Raw genomic sequence first — 16112 nt, 5'->3', positions numbered from 1 at the left:
CTCAGGAAGCAGGCGGTTCGAAGCGGCCGTCGACGGCGGTCCAGCCACCGTCCACCGCCAGCACTGAGCCGGTCACGAACGACGAAGCGTCCGAAGCGAGGTACACGACGGCGCCGGCCAGCTCGTCCGGACGCGCCCAGCGGCCCAACGCGCCCTTCGTCGCGTACGCGTCGTACCACTCCGGGTTCGCCTTGATCTGCGCGGTCAGCGGGGTCTCGACGACGCCGGGGGCGATCGCGTTGACCCGCACGTCGGCCGGGCCGAACTCCGCCGCGGCCGTGCGGAACAGCTGGACGAGCCCGGCTTTCGTCGCCGCGTACGGGCCTTGACCGGGCTCGACGGTCGTCCCGCGGATCGACGAGAAGCCGATGATGCTCCCCCGCCCGCGCGCGACCATGTCGGCGCCGAAGACGCGGACGACCTCGAACGTCACGCCGAGGTTCAGCGCGATCACGCGGTCGAACTCCTCCCGCGTGTAGTCCAGCAAGCGTTTGCGGACGTTGGTCGCGGCGGTCAGCACGACGATGTCCTGCGGGCCGAGGTCCGTCGCCGCGCGGTCGATCGCGCCCGGCGCGAGGAGGTCGATCTCGTACGCCGCGCCGACGCCGGCCTCGCGCGCGGCTTCGAGGTCGCGGTCGGCGCAGACCACGTCCGCGCCGTGCGCGGCCAGGGCTCGCGCGGCTTCGCGGCCGATGCCGCCGGCGCCGAGGACCACGGCCCGGCGGCCGTCCAGGCGGAACAGCGTCGAGTAGTTCACGGGCGCAGCACCGCCATCCTCGTCACGGTCAGCTCTTCGACGGCGAACCGCGGCCCTTCGCGGCCGATGCCGGAGTCCTTCACGCCGCCGTAGGGCATGGTGTCCGAGCGGAACCCGGGCACCTCGTTGACGACGACCCCGCCGACCTCCAGCTCGTCGAGCGCGCGGAACGCCGTGTTCAACGACTTGCTGTAGACACTGGCGTGGAGGCCGTAGCGGGACGCGTTCACCGCGGCGAACGCTTCGTCCACATCGGACACCGTGCGCACGCAGACGACCGGGCCGAAGATCTCCTCGTCCCAGGCCTCGACGCCGTCCGGGACGTCGAGGAGGACGGTCGGGCGCAGCACGGTGCCGTCGACGCCACCGCCGACCTGGCGAGCGCCGGACTTCTCGATCCACGCGGCGACGCGGTCGGTGGAAGCGGGGTCGATCAGCGCCGACACCCGCGTCTTCTCGTCCCGCGGGTCGCCGACGACGACCTCGTCGAGCCGCGCCAGCAGCCGTTCGGTGAAGTCCGAGGCGACTGAGGCGACGACCAGGACCCGCTGCACCGAGATGCACGCCTGGCCGGACGCGTAGAAGCCGCCGCGCAGGACGGCGTCGGCCGCGGCGTCCAGATCGGCGTCGGGGGCGACGACGAGGGCCGCGTTCGAACCCAGCTCCAGCAACGTTTTCGTGGGAGCCGCGTCACGCGCGATGCGGTGGCCGACCGCGGCGGAGCCGGTGAACGAGACCGCGCCGATCCGGCGGTCGGTCGTCAACGCCGCGCCCACGGCCGCGTCGCCGGTGACCAGCTGGACCATCGCCGGCAGCGGGGCGAGCTGCCGGATCAGGTGCACCAGCCAGAGCGTGGCCAACGGTGTCTGCGGCGCCGGCTTGACGATCACCGGGCAGCCGGCGGCGATGGCGGGCGCGATCTTGTGCGACGCCAGCAGCAGCGGGTAGTTGAAGCCCGCGATGCCGACGACCACCCCGATCGGCTTGCGCTTCCAGAACCCGACCAGTCCGTCGCCCGACGGCAGGAGGTCCAGCGGCACGGTTTCGCCGTGCAGCCGGGACACCTCCTCGGCCGCGGCTTCCCAGGTGACGACCGTGCGGGCGACCTCGACGCGGCAGTCGACCAGCGGCTTCCCCGTCTCCAGCACGAGCAGGTCTTCGAATTCGGACCGGCGCGCGGCGAGAGCAGCGGCGACGTCGTTCAAGAGCGCACGGCGAGTACGCGAAGGCAGCGAAGCCACTTCGCGCGCGACGGCGACAGCCTCGTCGACAGCGCGCGTTGCCAGCTCAGGCGTGCCGACGGGCGCGGTGCCGACGACGCTACCGTCGTAGGGGAAAACGATTTCTTCGACGTCCACAGTGGACACCCAGCCGGTGCCGATCGGGAGTCCTCCCGGGTAGTCAGGCATCGTCACCTCCGCTCAACCGGGCCAGCTCCGCGCGCAGGTTCGGCGCGGCTTCGAGGAGTTCTCGCGTGTATTCGTGCTGCGGCGCGTCGTAGACCTGCGCCACGTCGCCCAGCTCGACGATCTCGCCGCGGCGCATCACCGCGACCCGGTCGCAGACGTGCCGGACGACGCCGAGGTCGTGCGACACGAAGACGAGCGTCAGCGCGAACTGGTCGACCAGCGACGCGAGGAGGTCGAGGATCTGGCCGCGCACCGAGACGTCGAGGGCGCTGACCGGCTCGTCGGCGATCAGCACGCTCGGGTTCGGCGCCAGCGCGCGGGCGATCGAGATGCGCTGCCGCTGGCCGCCGGAGAACTGGTGCGGGTACCGCTGCGCGGCGTCGGCGGGCAGGCCGACCGCGGCGAGCAGCTCGGCGACGCGATCGGGTTCGCGGTGGCCGAGCGGCTCGGAAACGATGTCCCGCACGCGCATGCGCGGGTCCAGCGAGCCCATCGGGTCCTGGAAGACGATCTGCAGCTCCGAGCGCAGGAAGCCGAGCTTGCGTTCGGGCAGGTTGTCGATGCGCCTGCCTTGGAACGAGACCGTGCCGGCGGTTGGCTTGTCGAGCGCGGCCAGCAACCGGACCAGCGTCGACTTGCCCGAACCGGACTCGCCGACGATGCCGAACCGCTGCCCGGCCTCGACGTCGAAGCTGACGCCTCGCAGCGCGTGGACGTCCCGCCGGGCGTACCGGCGTTCGAGGTCGCGGACTTCGATGATGGTCATCGGCGGGCCTCCAGGTCCGAGGCGGCCAGCAGCTTCCGCGTGTAGGCGTGCGAAGGCGCCGTCAGGACTTCGCGCGTCGAGCCGGCTTCGACGATCTCGCCGTCCAGCATTACGAGCACGCGTTCGCACACCGACGCGACTACCGCGAGGTCGTGCGTGATGAACAGCAACGCGCTCTCGGCGGGCAACGACGTCTTGATGAGCGACAGGATCTGGGCCTGCACGGTGACGTCGAGCGCGGTCGTCGGCTCGTCGCAGATCAGCAGCGACGGCTCGTTGGCCAGCGCCATCGCGAGCACCACCCGCTGCCGCTGCCCGCCGGAGAGCTGGTGCGGGTACGCGCGGGCCGTCCCCTCCAAGCCGACCGCGGCAAGCAGGTCTTCGGCGCGGTGCCGACGACCGTGGATGCGGCCGGGCTCGGTGACCTGGCGGCCGACGCGCATGGCCGGGTTCAACGCCGTCATCGGCTCCTGGAACACCATGGCCAGCTCGTCGCCGCGCAGCCGGGACAAGTCCTTTTCGGACATTCCCAGCAGCTCGCGGCCGCCGAGGCGCACCGAGCCGGACGCGCGGAGTTCCTCCGGCAGCAAGCCCATGATCGACAACGCCGTCAACGACTTCCCGGACCCGGACTCGCCGATCAGGCCGACGCGCTCACCCGCGCCGATCTCGAACGAGACGTCCTTGACCAGCTCACGAACCCGCAACCCGGAAACCGAAAGCGTCATACCTTCGCCGCCAATCGGGGGTCCAGGCGGTCGCGCAGGCCGTCGCCGAGGAGGTTGAAGCCCAGCACCGCCACGGCGATCGCGATGCCCGGCACCAGCGCCAGCCGCGGGTGGACGGTCAGCAGTTCCTGCGACTCCTGCAGCATCCGGCCCCACGACGGCGTCGGCGGCCGCGTGCCGAAGCCGAGGAACGACAGCGCCGCTTCGGCCAGCACGGCGATCGCGAACGACACCGACGCCTGCACGATCAGCAGGCCGGAGATGTTCGGCAGCACGTGCCGCACCGCGATCGTCAGGCGGGACCGGCCGCCGGCGCGCGCGGCGAGCACGAACTCCGTGCTCATCACCTGCAGCGTCCCGGACCGGGCGATCCGCGCGAACGACGGGATCGTCGCGATGCCGATCGCCACCATCGCGGTCAGCGTGTCCGCCCCGAACACCGCGCCGAACATGATGGCCAGCAGCAACGCGGGGAACGCGAGCACGAGGTCGTTGACCCGCATGACGAACTCGCCCAGCCACCGCGGCGACATCCCGGCGAGGATGCCGAGCGGCGTGCCGATCACCGCGGCGATGCCGACCGCGACGACACCGACGTACAACGTCGTTCGCGCGCCCACCATGATCTGGCTCAGCAGGTCGCGGCCGAACTTGTCGGTGCCGAACCAGTGCGCCGCGCCGGCGTCGAGCAGCCGGTGCGTGGCGTCGACCTTGATCGGGTCGAACGGCGTCCAGAAGAAGGACAGCAGCGCGGCCAGCACGACCAGGCCGACGAGGACCGCGCCCAGCACGAGATTGCGCATCACGAACCTCGCAATCGCGGGTCGAGCACGGTGTAGAGGACGTCGACGACGAAGTTGACCAGCAGCACGCCGACCACCAGCACCAGCACGATTCCCTGCACGGTCAGCAGGTCACGGGCGGCGACGGCGTCGAGCAGCATCGAACCGAGGCCCGGCAGCACGAACACGCGCTCGACGACGACCGCGCCGATCAGCAGGGTCGCCAGCTGCAGGCCCAGGACCGTCACCACGGGGACCGACGCGTTGCGGAGCCCGTGACGCACCAACGCCTGTCCGGGACGAAGACCCTTCGAGCGGGCGGTGCGCAGGTAGTCCTGTCCCAGCGTGTCCAGCACCGCCGAGCGGACATAACGCGTGAGCACCGCGCCCTGCACCAAACCCAGCGACAGCGCGGGAAGGACCAGCCCGCGGAAGAACTCGCCGAAGTCCTGGTTCGGCGGCGTCCACCCGCCCGACGGCAGCCAGCGCAGCTGCACGGCGAAGATCTGCACCAGGATGATCCCGGCGAGGAACGCGGGGATCGCGACGCCGATCTGCGACAGCCCGGAAACGCTCGCGCCGGACGCCTTCCGGTGCTTCACCGCGGCGAACGTCCCGGCCGGCACCGCGATCACCAGCGCCACCAGCATTCCCGCGCCGACCAGCCAGAGCGTGACGCCGAGACGGTCGAGCAGCTGCGGGCCGATCGAATCGCGCGTCACGTACGAGCGGCCGAAGTCGCCGTGCAGCACGCCGCCGATCCAGTCGAAGTACTGCGTGACCAGCGGGCGGTCGATGCCGAACTCCGCGCGGGTCTTGGCGAGCAGCTCCGGCGTCGCGTTTACGCCGAGCGCGACCTGCGCCGGATCGCCCGGCAGCACGGCCATGAAGAGGAACACCACGATCGACGCGACCAGGACGCTGACCACGAAGATCGCCACCCGGCGCAGCACTCTGGCCGTCATCGCGGTGCCAATCCGGTGAGGTCGAACGACTCGCTGACCTGGTTCCGCACGAACCCGCCGACCTTCGCCTTCGCGACGATCACGTTGGGGAACAGGAACAGCCAGTCCGCGGCCGCGTCGGTGTTGAGCTGCCGCGCCACCTGCTTCATGTCCGCGACCTGCTGCTCCGGTGTCCCGCTGTCGGCCTCGGCGAGCAACTGCTGGACGCGCTTGCTGTCGTAACCCCAGTAGTACTTCGGTTTCCCGAACGTCGTGATGTCCCGGGCCTCGACGTGCTGGATGATCGACAGGTCGTAGTCGTGGTCGGTGAACACCTGCTTCAGCCACACGGCCGGGAAGTCGAGTGGCTCGATCGTCGTCCGCACCCCGACGTCGGCGAGCTGCGACTGCACGACCTGCGCGGCCGACACCGCGTACGGCAGGTTCGGGATCCGCATCCGCAGGCTCAGGTTCGTCGCGCCCGCTTCCGTCAGGAGCGCCTTCGCTTTCGCGGGGTCGAACGGGTAGACGTTCGACAGGTCTTCGTACCAGGGATCGGTTGGCGGGACCATGCTGCCGATCAACGTGCCGCGGCCGGCCCAAGCCGTGTCCAGCAACGCCTTCCGGTCGATCGCGTACGTCAGGGCCTGGCGCACGCGGACGTCGTTCAGCGGCGCGCGCTGGTTGTTCATGGCGAGCGTGACCTCGCTGTTCGACGTGCCCTGGACGACCTGGAACCGGTCGTCGGCCTGGAACTGCGGGATCGAGTCGGGCGCGGTGATCGCCGAGATGACGTCGATGCCGTTGCTGTAGAGCGCGTTGTTCAACGCGGTCGGGTCCTTGATGTACTTGAGGACGACCGTCTTGTACGCCGGCACCCGGCCCCAGTACGCCGGGTTCGCCTTCAGCACCACGGAGTCGCCGCGTTTGCGCGCCGCCACGACGTACGGCCCGGTGCCGACCGGCTTGTTCGCCAGGTCGGCGACGCCGGTGGGGCTGAACATCGCGCCGAGCCGGCTGGTGAGGCTGAACAGCCAGCCGTTGGACGGCTTCGAGAGCACGACCCGGGCGTGGTCCGGCGCGACGACGTCGACGTGGTCGACGACGTCCATCGTGGACTTGATCGAGATCGTCCAGGCGGTCTTCACGCGCAGCAGCGAGAACTTGACGTCCTCGGCGGTGAACGGCGCGCCGTTGCTGAACTTCACGTTCGGCTCGAGCTGGAAGTCGTAAGTGCGCCGGTCCGGGCTGATCGTCCACGACTTCGCGAGCAGCGGCACCACGCGACCCTGCGAGTCGAGCTTCACCAGCCCTTCGTAGACGTTGTAGAGCAGTGCCTGCGGGATCGCGGCGCCGTCGGTCCTGGTGAAGTCGAAGTTCGCCGGCTCCGCGGTGAAGCCGACGGAAAGCGTGTCCGGACCAGCGGAAACACTGGCCGACGAGCCCGCCGAGCAGCCGGACAGCACGAGCAGCAGCGCCGCTGCCAGCACGTGAAGCCGGGCTTTCATCTGGCCTCCAGGTCGGTACACTGGTCTGACCAGTAGCCTGCACGCGACGGACGTCGAGGTCAAGGGATGCGGTTCGAACCGGTGGCTCCGGTCCGCGCGTACGAGCGGGTCGTCGAGCAGATCGAGCAGGCCGTGATCAGCGGCGCGCTCAAGCCGGGCGAACGCCTGCCCAGCGAACGCGAGCTGATGACGCAGTTCGGCGTCGGCCGGTCGACGATCCGCGAAGCGCTGAGGGTGTTGCAGGCCGCCGAGATGATCCGGTCGCGGCCCGGCGACCCGCGCGGGCCGGAGGTGCTGGCCGCGTCCCCCGCCGCGCTGCACCGGTCGATGCACCGCCTGGCGCGCGCCGACCACGTCGGGCTCGCGGAGCTGCTGCAGTTCCGGATGATCCTCGACGGCTCGGCCCACCTGCTCGCCGCGGAGCTGCGCACCGAAGACGACCTGACCGGCCTCGACGCGGCGTTGGAGGCGATGCGCGAAGGCATCTCGCACGGCTACGCCGAGTTCAGCCGCGCCGATGTCGCGTTCCACGAAGTCATCGCGCGCATCTCGCGCAATCCCCTGCTCGTCGTCAGCGAAGAAGTCGTGCGCGGGGTCGTGCTGGAACTCATCGAGGACAAGCTGGAGCACGCCAGCAACCGGACGTCGCTGATGCGCGCGTGGCTTTCGCACCACGCCGAAGTGCTCGCCGCGATCCGCTCGGCCGACGGCGCCGGCGCGGCGCACCTGGCCAAACAGGCGTTGTACGACAACTACGCCGAATACGTCCCCATCGAACAGCGCCCGCTGCTCGACCCGTTGCTGCGGTCCTAGACTCGGCGAGGTGGACGCGGCGAAACGGGACGGGGTCGGGCTCGCGCTGTCCGGCGGTGGCTATCGGGCGATGCTCTTCCACGCGGGAGCGCTGTGGCGGCTCAACGAACTCGGCTGGCTGCCGAAGCTGACCACCGTCTCCAGCGTCTCCGGCGGGTCGATCGCGGCCGGGGTGCTGGCGCACGCGTGGCACAAGCTGTACTTCGGCGACGACGGTGTCGCGGAGAACTTCGGCAAGGAAGTCGTGCAGCCGCTGCGGAAACTCGCGCGCACGAACCTCGACGTCCCGGTGACGCTGAAGGCGATGTGCATCCCGTGGCGCAGTGCGGGCGAGGAACTGGCGCTGCGGTACCGGAAGCACCTCTTCGGCGACTGCCGCCTCGCCGACCTCGATCCGGCCGGGCCGAACTTCGTGTTCACCGCGACCAGCCTGCAGGACGGCTCACTGTGGTGGTTCTTCCGCCAGCCCGGCCCGCACGGGCAGGTCCCGCTGGCGACGGCGGTGGCCGCGTCCTCCGCCTTCCCGCCGCTGCTTTCCCCGGTCGTGATCCCGGATCCGCACCGGCCGGAGCGCAAGATCGTGCTCAGCGACGCCGGCGTGTACGACAACCTCGGCCTCGACCCGATCGAGAACCAGCGCGCGACCGTCCTGGTCAGCGACGCGGGCAAGAAGATGAAGCACGAGGAAAAGCCGCACCACAACTGGCCGATGCAGCTGTTCCGCGTGCTGACCGTGATGGACAACCAGGTCCGCGAGCTGCGCACCGGCTCGTTGCTGAAGTCCTATGAGGACAAGCAGTTCGCCGGAACGTACTGGGCGACCTACAGCGACATCACGCACTTCGAACTGCCGGACGCCCTGCCGGCCCCGGTCGAGCAGACCCGCGCGCTGGCCGAGACGAAGACGCGGCTGAGCCGGATGTCCGAAAAGGTGCAGGACAACCTGATCAACTGGGGGTACGCGGTCTGCGACGCGGGCATGCGCCGCTGGGTGTGCCCGGGGACGTCGTTGCGGCCGGAGTTCCCGTACCCCGGCTCAGGTGTCGGCTAGGTTCGCGTAGACGACGATGTTGTCCTTGTAGCTGTGTTCGGCGTGGTCGAACGCGCCACCGCAGGTGATCAGGCGCAGCTCGGGCTTGTCGCTGTTGCCGTACACGGCGTCACGCGGGAACGTGTCCTTCGGAACCTGCGTGACGCGGTCGACGACGAACTTGAGCTGCCGGCCGTCGCTGCGGTCGATGTCCACCTCGTCGCCGGGCGCGAGGTCCTTGAGCTTGTAGAAGATGCCGGGCTTCTTGTCGCCGTCGACGTGCCCGAGCACGATCGCCGGGCCGACGTCACCGGGCACCGGCGAGAGCTTGTACCAGGCTGCTTGCATCGGGGTGTGCACCGACGGGACGGAGATCGAGCCGTCGGTCTTGACCGCGACGGCGAGCAGGCTGGACTCCGCGCCGATCTTGGGGATCTTGACCGAGGTGGGCCGCAGTCCCTTGAACGGCACGGTGACCGGCACCGACGCGGGGATGGGTGCGGGCGCGGCTTTTGGCTGCTCCGGGGTGCTGCAGGCAGCCAGCGTCAGGACGAGGGCGAGGGCCGCCCCCGCCCGCCGGACGGTCACCAGGCGGTGCCGCCGAAGCCGGTCTCGACGCCGCCCTTGGGAGCGACCTTGACCTGGGCTTTCGGTGCGGCATTGCCGGCCGGAGTGGCGGTGGTGGTCGGAGTCGTGCTCGAGGTCGCGGTGGTCACCGGCGCGGTGCTCGACGGGATGCTGGTGCTGGTGACCGGCGGCTGCTCCTGCTCGAAGTCGACGGTGCCGGAGCCCTCGACGCCGCCGCAGGTCCAGCTGAACTTGGCGGTCGTGGTGCCGGCGGGCGCATCCACTACCCGCACGGTGTAGTTCCAGAGACCGTTCGCCTCGTCCTGGTCCGGGCCGCCGGTGACGCTCAGGTACTGGGTCGCCACCTCACCCGGCTTGCCGGCCGCACAAGCGATGACCAGGATGCCTTCGCCGCTGAGCCCGACGAAGCCGTGGCCGGTGTTGTCCGGCTGGGTCTCGTCGGCCGGGGCCGCTTCCTGGGTGTCGTCCTTGACGTCGGGCTCGGCCTTGGGCGCGACCCGCTTGTCCGTGGTCTTGACCTCGGGCGGGGTCGGGCTCGCCGTGGTGATGGCCGAGGTGGACGACGGGACCGTCGTCGTGGTCTCGGTCGTGGCCGGTGCCGTGGTGGTCGGGGTTTCCGAGGTGGAGGTGGTCGTTTCCGTGCTCGACGTGGGGGTTTCGTCCTCCGCCAGCGCGGCCGGAGCGGCGGCGAAGGTGGCCAGCGCCGCGGCCGAAACGACCCCCGCGACCCGGTTCAGCGTTCTACCCACGATGACTCCCAACGGCGGTGGACCTGCGATGCCGGACTATCGAGGTCTCACCCGTCCGCGTTACTCCGGGAGGGCGAAGGTCAGATCCGCCCAAAGGTCCTCCGGGTCCTCCAACCCGACGCTGAACCGGACCAGCCCGGGCGGCACGCGCTCCTCACCCGGGAGCCACGCCCGCCGCTCGACCAGGCTTTCGACGCCGCCGAGGCTCGTCGCCGGGACGATCAGCCGGACCGCCGCGCAGAAGCGGTCGGCCGTCTCGGCGTCGGCCAGGTCGAACGAGACCATCATCCCGAAGCCCGGGTAGCGCACGCGCTGTACCGCGGAGTGCTCGCCGAGCCGCGACGCGAGCAGCGCGGCGGTTCGGGACTGCTCCGCCAGCCGCACCGGCATGGTCCGCAGGCCGCGCAGCGCGAGCCACGCCTCGAGCGCGCCCGGCGTCGAGCCGACGCGGGTCCGGGCCCCCTTCAGCTCCGCCGCGACCTCGGGGTCCTTGGCCACGGTGATGCCGAGCAGCAGGTCGCTGTGTCCGCCGATGAGCTTGGTCGCGCTGTGCACGACGACGTCGGCGCCCAGCTCCAGCGGCCGCTGCTGCAGCGGCGTCGCGAAGGTGTTGTCGACGACGACCCGGCCGCGGGCGGCGGCGGCGATCGTCTCGATGTCCATCACGTCGAGGGTCGGGTTGGTCGGCGACTCGAGCCAGACCAGGTCGGACGTCGCCGCCTCGGCCACCCAGGCCCCGGTGTCGGCCGGGTCCAGCTCGGTGACGGCGAGCTTGCCGAGCTTCTGCGCGTGGGCGAGCACCCCGCGCGTCACGGCGTAGCTGAACGTCGGCACGACCACCCGCGACCCGACCGGCAGCAGGTCCAGCACCGCGGACAGGGTGGCAACGCCGGACGCGAACGCCGTCGCGTGGCCGCCCTCCAGCGCCCCGACCGCTTCTTCCAGCGCGTGCCAGGTGGGTGTCCCGTCACCGCGCGCGTACACGAAGTCGCCACCGGCCTGGTACGTGCTGGTGGCGACGAGCGGGGTGTTCAGCGGCTCACCCGGTCCGTGCGGCCGGCCGGCGGTGATGGCCTTGGTGCGGGGCGTCCAGTCGTCCATGCGCCTCACGGTAACCGCGCACCCGGTGGGGTGGCCGGGCCGCCCGCGCGTCCACGGGCGGCCCGGCCTGCTCAGTGGGCGTACACCTCGAACTCGTACAGCGAGTAGCCGTACTTGGTGCCGCGCTGGACGCCCTGCATCTTCACGAACCGCGCCGACGTCGGGGCGAACGAGAGGTTGTCCTGCCCGCCGTCGCCGTCGGTGACCACGGCCGCGTCCGTCCAGTTCACCGCGTCGGGCGAGGTCTGGATCCGGTAGCTCTTCCCGTACGCGGCTTCCCAGCTCAGCAGCACCCGCGAGACCTGCTGGACCGAGCCGAGGTCGACGGTGATCGCCTGGTCGTCGCTCCAGTCGCTGGCCCAGCGGCTCGAGGCGTTCCCGTCGATGGCGTTCGACGCCGGCGAGTTGTAGAAGCCGGTTTCGGCACTCGTGGCGCTGACCGTCTTCCCCGGCGCGAGGTTCGCGATGTTGTCGCCGCGGTGGGCGGTGTACTCGACGACCTGCTGGAACGTCGGGCGGTTCTGCCAGCTGATCTTGTCCTGCGTGATGCCGCCGAGCGGGTTGTGGATGATCGTGTCGGCGCACCACTGGTCGCCCGCGGAGCAGCTCGCGTCACCGGGGTAGACGGTGTTCGCGGCCTGGCCGGCGGCGGTGGTCAGCGAGTCGACGAGCGCCTGGCGGCACGTCGTGACGTTGCCGCCGCCGCAGAACGTCTGGCCGAGCGGGCCGGCCACCGGCTGGCCGAGCACCTGCCGGATGTCCTTGCTGACGTAACCCCACCAGCCGAACTGGAACGACGAGCCCTTGTGCGGCTGGCCGGTGTGCCGGCCGTTGCCGTTCTGCCAGCCGGACGGGCTTTCGTTGATGCCCAGCACGCCGGTCATCGCGTTGTAGGCGTCGTCGCCCATGCCCGGCTTGAACTCGGCCTGGACGAGCAGTGGCCACCAGGCGTCGAAGATGCGGATCGCGTCGGCGTCCGCGTACGCCTTGCTGCCCGGCGAAGTCTCCTTGCGCAGGTGGCCGTTCGAGAGCCACGTCTTGAGCTTCGCCTCGGCGTCCGCGGCCGCGCCGGTGGTCGGCGTCTTGTCGAGCACCTGCAGCAGCAGCGGCAGGACGCGTTCGGCGCGCAGGTCCGCGAGGGCGGCGTCTTCCATCGCCTGGGTCAGGTTGACCCGGGTGACCTTGGTACCGCTGGAGATCAGCTGCTTGACCCGCGAGTCGAGCAGGTCGACGCGGTGCACGGCGGACTTGTCCGCGCCCGCGGCCGCGTAGCCGTTGGCCTGCGCGTTGTTCCAGCTGACGTAGTAGTCCTGGTTGATCGACTGCGGGTGCTGCGACGCCGGCGTGTAGGTCGCGACGTTGCCCGCCGGGTTCCAGCCGTTCCAGTCGTGGCCCTGGTCACCCCACACCGGCAGGTTCGGGTCCACATTGGACTGCCGGGACGGGTTGCTGCCCGAGTTGAAGTACGCGATGTCCTTCGAGTCGGCGTAGAACCAGTTGAACGTGTAGTTGATGTCGGCCGCGGCCTTCTGGAAGTCGGCCGCGGACTTGACGAAGCCCGGGTCGTTCAGCTCCTGGAAGCCGATCAGCGAATCGACCTCGTGGAAATAGGACGAGCGCAGCGCCGCGTACGCCACCGGCTTGCCGCCGACGGTCGCCCGGCTCTGCACCGGACCGTACTTGGTCCGGTAGCTGCGCAGGGTGTACGAGCCCGCCGCGGTCCCGTCGGCCACGGTCGGCTTCCAGGCGTTCTTGACCTCGACGGTCTCCATCGGGATGCACTGGCCTTGCCAGGTGTAGTAGTTCGAGTCCTTCGTCGGCGCCTTGCCGCTCGGGTCGCACAGCGTCAGGGCGTAGGTGTCGATGATGTCCTGCGCCGACGTCGTCGCGCTCCACGAGTAGTCCTGGCCGCGGCCGAGGAGCGTGTACATGCTCAGGCCGGCGAAGGCCGCGCCGCGCGAGCTGATGCCCGGGCCCTGCAGTTCCTGCAACAGCAGCAGCTGCGGGGCGAAGTAGCCGGTCTGCGGGCCGAACACCGCGACCGGGTGGCCGCTGGCGGTCTTCGCGCCGGAAACGAGCAGCGCGTTGGACATGCCGTGCTTCTCGCTCAGCATGTTCGCCGGCAGCACGCCGTTCTCGAACATCCCGCGGGCGGGTTCCTGCTCGGCGGGCGCGGCGACGTCCACAGTGGACGGCGTCGCGGTCGAAGCCGAGCCGGTCTGGTCGAACACCAGCTGCTGTCCGGTCACCGAGCCCTTGTCCGGCAGGGCCTGGCCGACCGCGTTGGCCGGCGTCTTGCCGTACGGGAAGGTCTGGCCGTCGTGCAGCGTCTTGACGGCTTCGGGGTCGTCTTCGGAGCGCAGGCTCTGCCACACTTTCTCGCCCTGCACGACGCCGTACTTCTCCTGCATCGCCAGCTTCGCGATGGCGTTCTGCACCTCGCCACCGCCGCCCGCGCCGAACTCGGCGCCGACCAGCGAGGCGAGCGCGACCAGGTCGGTCAGCTTGAACGGGTCGATCGACCCGGCGTTGGTGATCGAGTCGACGTGCCCGGTCAGCACGTATTCACCCGGGAAGTACCGGCCGTTGTAGGAGTCGCTGATGTACTTGTTGATGCCCTCGACGTAGGCCTGCGCGTCGGCGAGGCCCTGCGCGCCACGCGGGCCGCTGTTCGCGACGCGGTCGATCTGCTGCTGCAGCTCTGCTTCGGTGTACGGCGCGTTCGAGAAGAACTGCTGCTCCAGCTCGCGGTTGGCCTCCGCGCCGCCGGCGAACGGCGTGACCTGCCCGCGCGCGGCGTGGCGCAGGACGTCCATCAGCCACAGCCGGTCCTGCGCGGCCGCGTACCCGGCGCCGAACTCGGTGCCCGAGCGCGTGGTCCCGGTGATGTGCGGGACACCGAGGGCCTTGTCCCGCACGATCGTCACGTCCGAACGCGGCTTGGTCGTGCTCGCGACCTGGTCGGCGGCGACGCCGAACGACGAGTCGTTGAAGTACTGGTTGATCGCGCTCGTGGTCAGCGTCTTGTAGCCGTTGGCCAGCGACGAGTACTTCCCGAGCTGGTCGGACGCGTGCGCCGGGCGGGTGCCGAACACCTTGTGCGCCAGGATGTCGGCGAGGGTGGCGTTGCCGTTCTCGCCGGGCGGCAGGATGTCGCTGCACTGCCCGCCGCAGTAGTCGTCGGGCGACGCGGCCGCCTGCGCGGCCGGAGCGGTGACGGCGACCTGGGTGAGTCCGGCCACGAGGGCCCCCAGTGCCGTCAAGGTCAGGGCGCGGATGCCACGTCGCATGCCGGGCTCCCCTCAGTCAGAAGAGTGACGAAGCGCACGCTACCGAGCAGTAGCCCAAGTGTGAAGACTATTCGCGTTTTTCAGCCCTTGGACGTAGTCCGAACGGCGCAGCCTCGTGCGCGTGGGTACGGTGAGTGCCATGACCTTGGAAAAGCCCCAGATCGACCGCCCCGAGGGCAACCCTCCGGCCGACCTCGAGATCACCGACATCACGGTCGGTGACGGCACGGAAGCCACGTCGGGCAAGACCGTCACCGTGCACTACGTCGGCGTCTCGCACTCGACCGGTGAGGAGTTCGACGCGTCGTGGAACCGCGGCGAGCCGCTGCGCTTCGGCCTCGGCGCCGGACAGGTCATCTCCGGCTGGGACCAGGGTGTCGCGGGCATGAAGATCGGTGGCCGCCGCAAGCTCGTCATCCCGCCCCACCTCGCCTACGGCGACCGCGGCGCGGGCGGCGTCATCAAGCCGGGCGAAACCCTGATCTTCGTGGTCGACCTCGTCGGCGTGAACTAGGTCTGCTTCGTCGCCTTCTGGTCCGGGCGTCACCCGGGTGACGCCCGGCCAGGGAATTCCCAGCGCACGGCCGCGCCAATAACCTCGAACGTCGATCACCCATCCGACGAAGGGGAGAAATGCGCCTGCGCGCCCTGCTCGCCGCTGTTGTCCTGACCACCGCCACCGCCCCCGCCGCCTTGGCCGCGCCGGGGATCGCGCACGGCTCCGACGTTCCGCCCGGGCAGTTCGGGTTCGTCGCGAAGCTCGCGATGACGAAGGTCCCGCGCCCGGACGGCTCCACCTACAGCAGCTACTGCACCGGCTCCCTGATCGCGCCCGGCTGGGTGCTGACGACGGGCCACTGCTTCCACGACGCGAACCGCAACCGCGTCGCCGGCAAGGTCCCGTACCCGACCACGGTGACGCTGGGCCTGGTCGACGAGGCGACGGAGTCCGGCATCGCCCGCCGGGTGACCGAGGTGGTCCAGGCAAAGGAGAACGACGTGGCCCTCGCCCGGCTGGACACCCCGGTGACGGCGGTGCCGCCGCTGAACATCGGCCGCACGGCGCCGAAGGTGGGCCAGCAGCTGACGCTGGCCGGCTGGGGCAGCACGACCGGCACGAACCCCACCCCGGCGAGCCGCATGCAGCAGGGCACGGTCGCCGTCGCCAAGGTGGAGCAGACGACCGTGGGCGTCCGCGGCGCCGCTCCGGAGATCACGACGAGCGCCTGCACCTACGACTCGGGAGCCCCGTACTTCACCGGCGGCGAACTCGTCGCGGTCGAGGCGACCGGGCCGGGCTGCCCCCACGCCGGCATCGAGACGGCCAGCCGGGCCGACGTGCTGGCGGCCTGGGTCGCCAAATCGACAGCTTGATACACCCGAAAGTCCGCCGTGAGCGAACACCACGCAGAGCCAAACGGGTGATATTCCCCACCTGACGAAGGCACCGTGGGGGTCCGGGGGCTCGGCCCCCGGGAGAAATCAGGACAACGGGAAAGGGCCCGGTCGCGCTAGCGACCGGGCCCTTGAACAGCGTGGGCGAGGAGGGAGTTGAACCCTCACGTCCTTTCGGACACACGGACCTGAACCGTGCGCGTCTGCCATTCCGCCACTCGCCCGAGTGCTTCCTTACGGCAGCGAGGAGAA

General features: G+C 70.3%; 15 protein-coding genes and 1 tRNA gene. 4 read left to right on the top strand and 12 right to left on the bottom strand.

Going from position 1 to position 16112, the window contains the following annotated elements:
- Position 1: 1 nt before the first annotated feature.
- From ACERZO_RS27340 to ACERZO_RS27310, 7 genes are read right to left on the bottom strand one after another with little or no spacing between them, the layout of a single operon-like run.
- Positions 2–757, bottom strand: coding sequence for an SDR family NAD(P)-dependent oxidoreductase (locus ACERZO_RS27340; RefSeq protein ID WP_372667618.1), 756 nt, complete (start codon positions 755–757; stop codon positions 2–4).
- A complete protein-coding gene (locus ACERZO_RS27335; protein WP_372667617.1) occupies positions 754–2166 on the bottom strand; it encodes an aldehyde dehydrogenase family protein in 1413 nt (470 codons plus the stop codon). The genes ACERZO_RS27340 and ACERZO_RS27335 overlap by 4 nt, the downstream gene beginning before the upstream one ends.
- On the bottom strand, positions 2159–2932 hold the full coding sequence (locus tag ACERZO_RS27330; RefSeq protein WP_372667616.1) for an ABC transporter ATP-binding protein: 774 nt from the start codon (positions 2930–2932) through the stop codon (positions 2159–2161). The genes ACERZO_RS27335 and ACERZO_RS27330 overlap by 8 nt, the downstream gene beginning before the upstream one ends.
- The gene (locus ACERZO_RS27325; RefSeq protein ID WP_372667615.1) at positions 2929–3660 is read right to left on the bottom strand and encodes an ATP-binding cassette domain-containing protein; all 732 of its coding nucleotides are present in this window, start codon (positions 3658–3660) and stop codon (positions 2929–2931) included. Before ACERZO_RS27325 ends, ACERZO_RS27330 begins: the two co-directional genes overlap by 4 nt.
- Positions 3657–4463, bottom strand: coding sequence for an ABC transporter permease (locus ACERZO_RS27320; protein WP_372667614.1), 807 nt, complete (start codon positions 4461–4463; stop codon positions 3657–3659). The genes ACERZO_RS27325 and ACERZO_RS27320 overlap by 4 nt, the downstream gene beginning before the upstream one ends.
- Positions 4463–5407, bottom strand: coding sequence for an ABC transporter permease (locus ACERZO_RS27315; RefSeq protein ID WP_372667613.1), 945 nt, complete (start codon positions 5405–5407; stop codon positions 4463–4465). Before ACERZO_RS27315 ends, ACERZO_RS27320 begins: the two co-directional genes overlap by 1 nt.
- Positions 5404–6894: an ABC transporter substrate-binding protein gene (locus tag ACERZO_RS27310; protein ID WP_372667612.1), complete on the bottom strand. Its 1491-nt coding sequence runs from the start codon at positions 6892–6894 to the stop codon at positions 5404–5406. Before ACERZO_RS27310 ends, ACERZO_RS27315 begins: the two co-directional genes overlap by 4 nt.
- A 66-nt stretch (positions 6895–6960) precedes the next feature.
- Between ACERZO_RS27310 and ACERZO_RS27305 the strand changes: the two genes are divergently transcribed.
- Both ACERZO_RS27305 and ACERZO_RS27300 read left to right on the top strand, forming a co-directional pair.
- Positions 6961–7707 (top strand): FadR/GntR family transcriptional regulator, encoded by a 747-nt coding sequence (locus ACERZO_RS27305; RefSeq protein ID WP_372667611.1) that lies wholly within the window; start codon positions 6961–6963, stop codon positions 7705–7707.
- Positions 7708–7717: 10 nt separating this feature from the next.
- Positions 7718–8758 (top strand): patatin-like phospholipase family protein, encoded by a 1041-nt coding sequence (locus tag ACERZO_RS27300; protein WP_372667610.1) that lies wholly within the window; start codon positions 7718–7720, stop codon positions 8756–8758.
- Here ACERZO_RS27300 and ACERZO_RS27295 read toward each other — a convergent pair.
- The 4 genes from ACERZO_RS27295 to ACERZO_RS27280 all read right to left on the bottom strand — a co-directional run bounded on the left by ACERZO_RS27295 (position 8744) and on the right by ACERZO_RS27280 (position 14465).
- Positions 8744–9325 carry a class F sortase gene (locus ACERZO_RS27295; protein WP_372667609.1) on the bottom strand — a complete coding sequence of 194 codons (582 nt, stop codon included), beginning with the start codon at positions 9323–9325 and terminating at the stop codon, positions 8744–8746. The genes ACERZO_RS27300 and ACERZO_RS27295 overlap by 15 nt on opposite strands.
- Positions 9322–10074: a hypothetical protein gene (locus ACERZO_RS27290; RefSeq protein WP_372667608.1), complete on the bottom strand. Its 753-nt coding sequence runs from the start codon at positions 10072–10074 to the stop codon at positions 9322–9324. The genes ACERZO_RS27295 and ACERZO_RS27290 overlap by 4 nt, the downstream gene beginning before the upstream one ends.
- Positions 10075–10134: 60 nt before the next feature.
- Positions 10135–11175, bottom strand: coding sequence for a trans-sulfuration enzyme family protein (locus tag ACERZO_RS27285; RefSeq protein ID WP_372667607.1), 1041 nt, complete (start codon positions 11173–11175; stop codon positions 10135–10137).
- Positions 11176–11246: 71 nt separating this feature from the next.
- Positions 11247–14465, bottom strand: a complete 3219-nt coding sequence (locus tag ACERZO_RS27280) for a penicillin acylase family protein (RefSeq protein ID WP_372667606.1) — start codon at positions 14463–14465, stop codon at positions 11247–11249.
- Between the two features lie 139 nt (positions 14466–14604).
- Between ACERZO_RS27280 and ACERZO_RS27275 the strand changes: the two genes are divergently transcribed.
- Positions 14605–14979, top strand: coding sequence for an FKBP-type peptidyl-prolyl cis-trans isomerase (locus ACERZO_RS27275; protein ID WP_372667605.1), 375 nt, complete (start codon positions 14605–14607; stop codon positions 14977–14979).
- Positions 14980–15098: 119 nt separating this feature from the next.
- Positions 15099–15839, top strand: a complete 741-nt coding sequence (locus ACERZO_RS27270; protein WP_372667604.1) for a S1 family peptidase — start codon at positions 15099–15101, stop codon at positions 15837–15839.
- Between the two features lie 162 nt (positions 15840–16001).
- Here the strand turns inward: ACERZO_RS27270 and ACERZO_RS27265 are convergent.
- Positions 16002–16084 (bottom strand) — tRNA-Leu (locus ACERZO_RS27265).
- Positions 16085–16112 lie beyond the last annotated feature (28 nt).

Origin of the sequence: Amycolatopsis kentuckyensis (assembly GCF_041679295.1) — a bacterium.
GTDB classification, from domain to species: Bacteria; Actinomycetota; Actinomycetes; order Mycobacteriales; family Pseudonocardiaceae; genus Amycolatopsis; species Amycolatopsis kentuckyensis_A.
The sequence above is the reverse complement of the archived record's forward strand: the minus strand, read 5'-3'. Positions and strand labels throughout refer to the sequence as shown.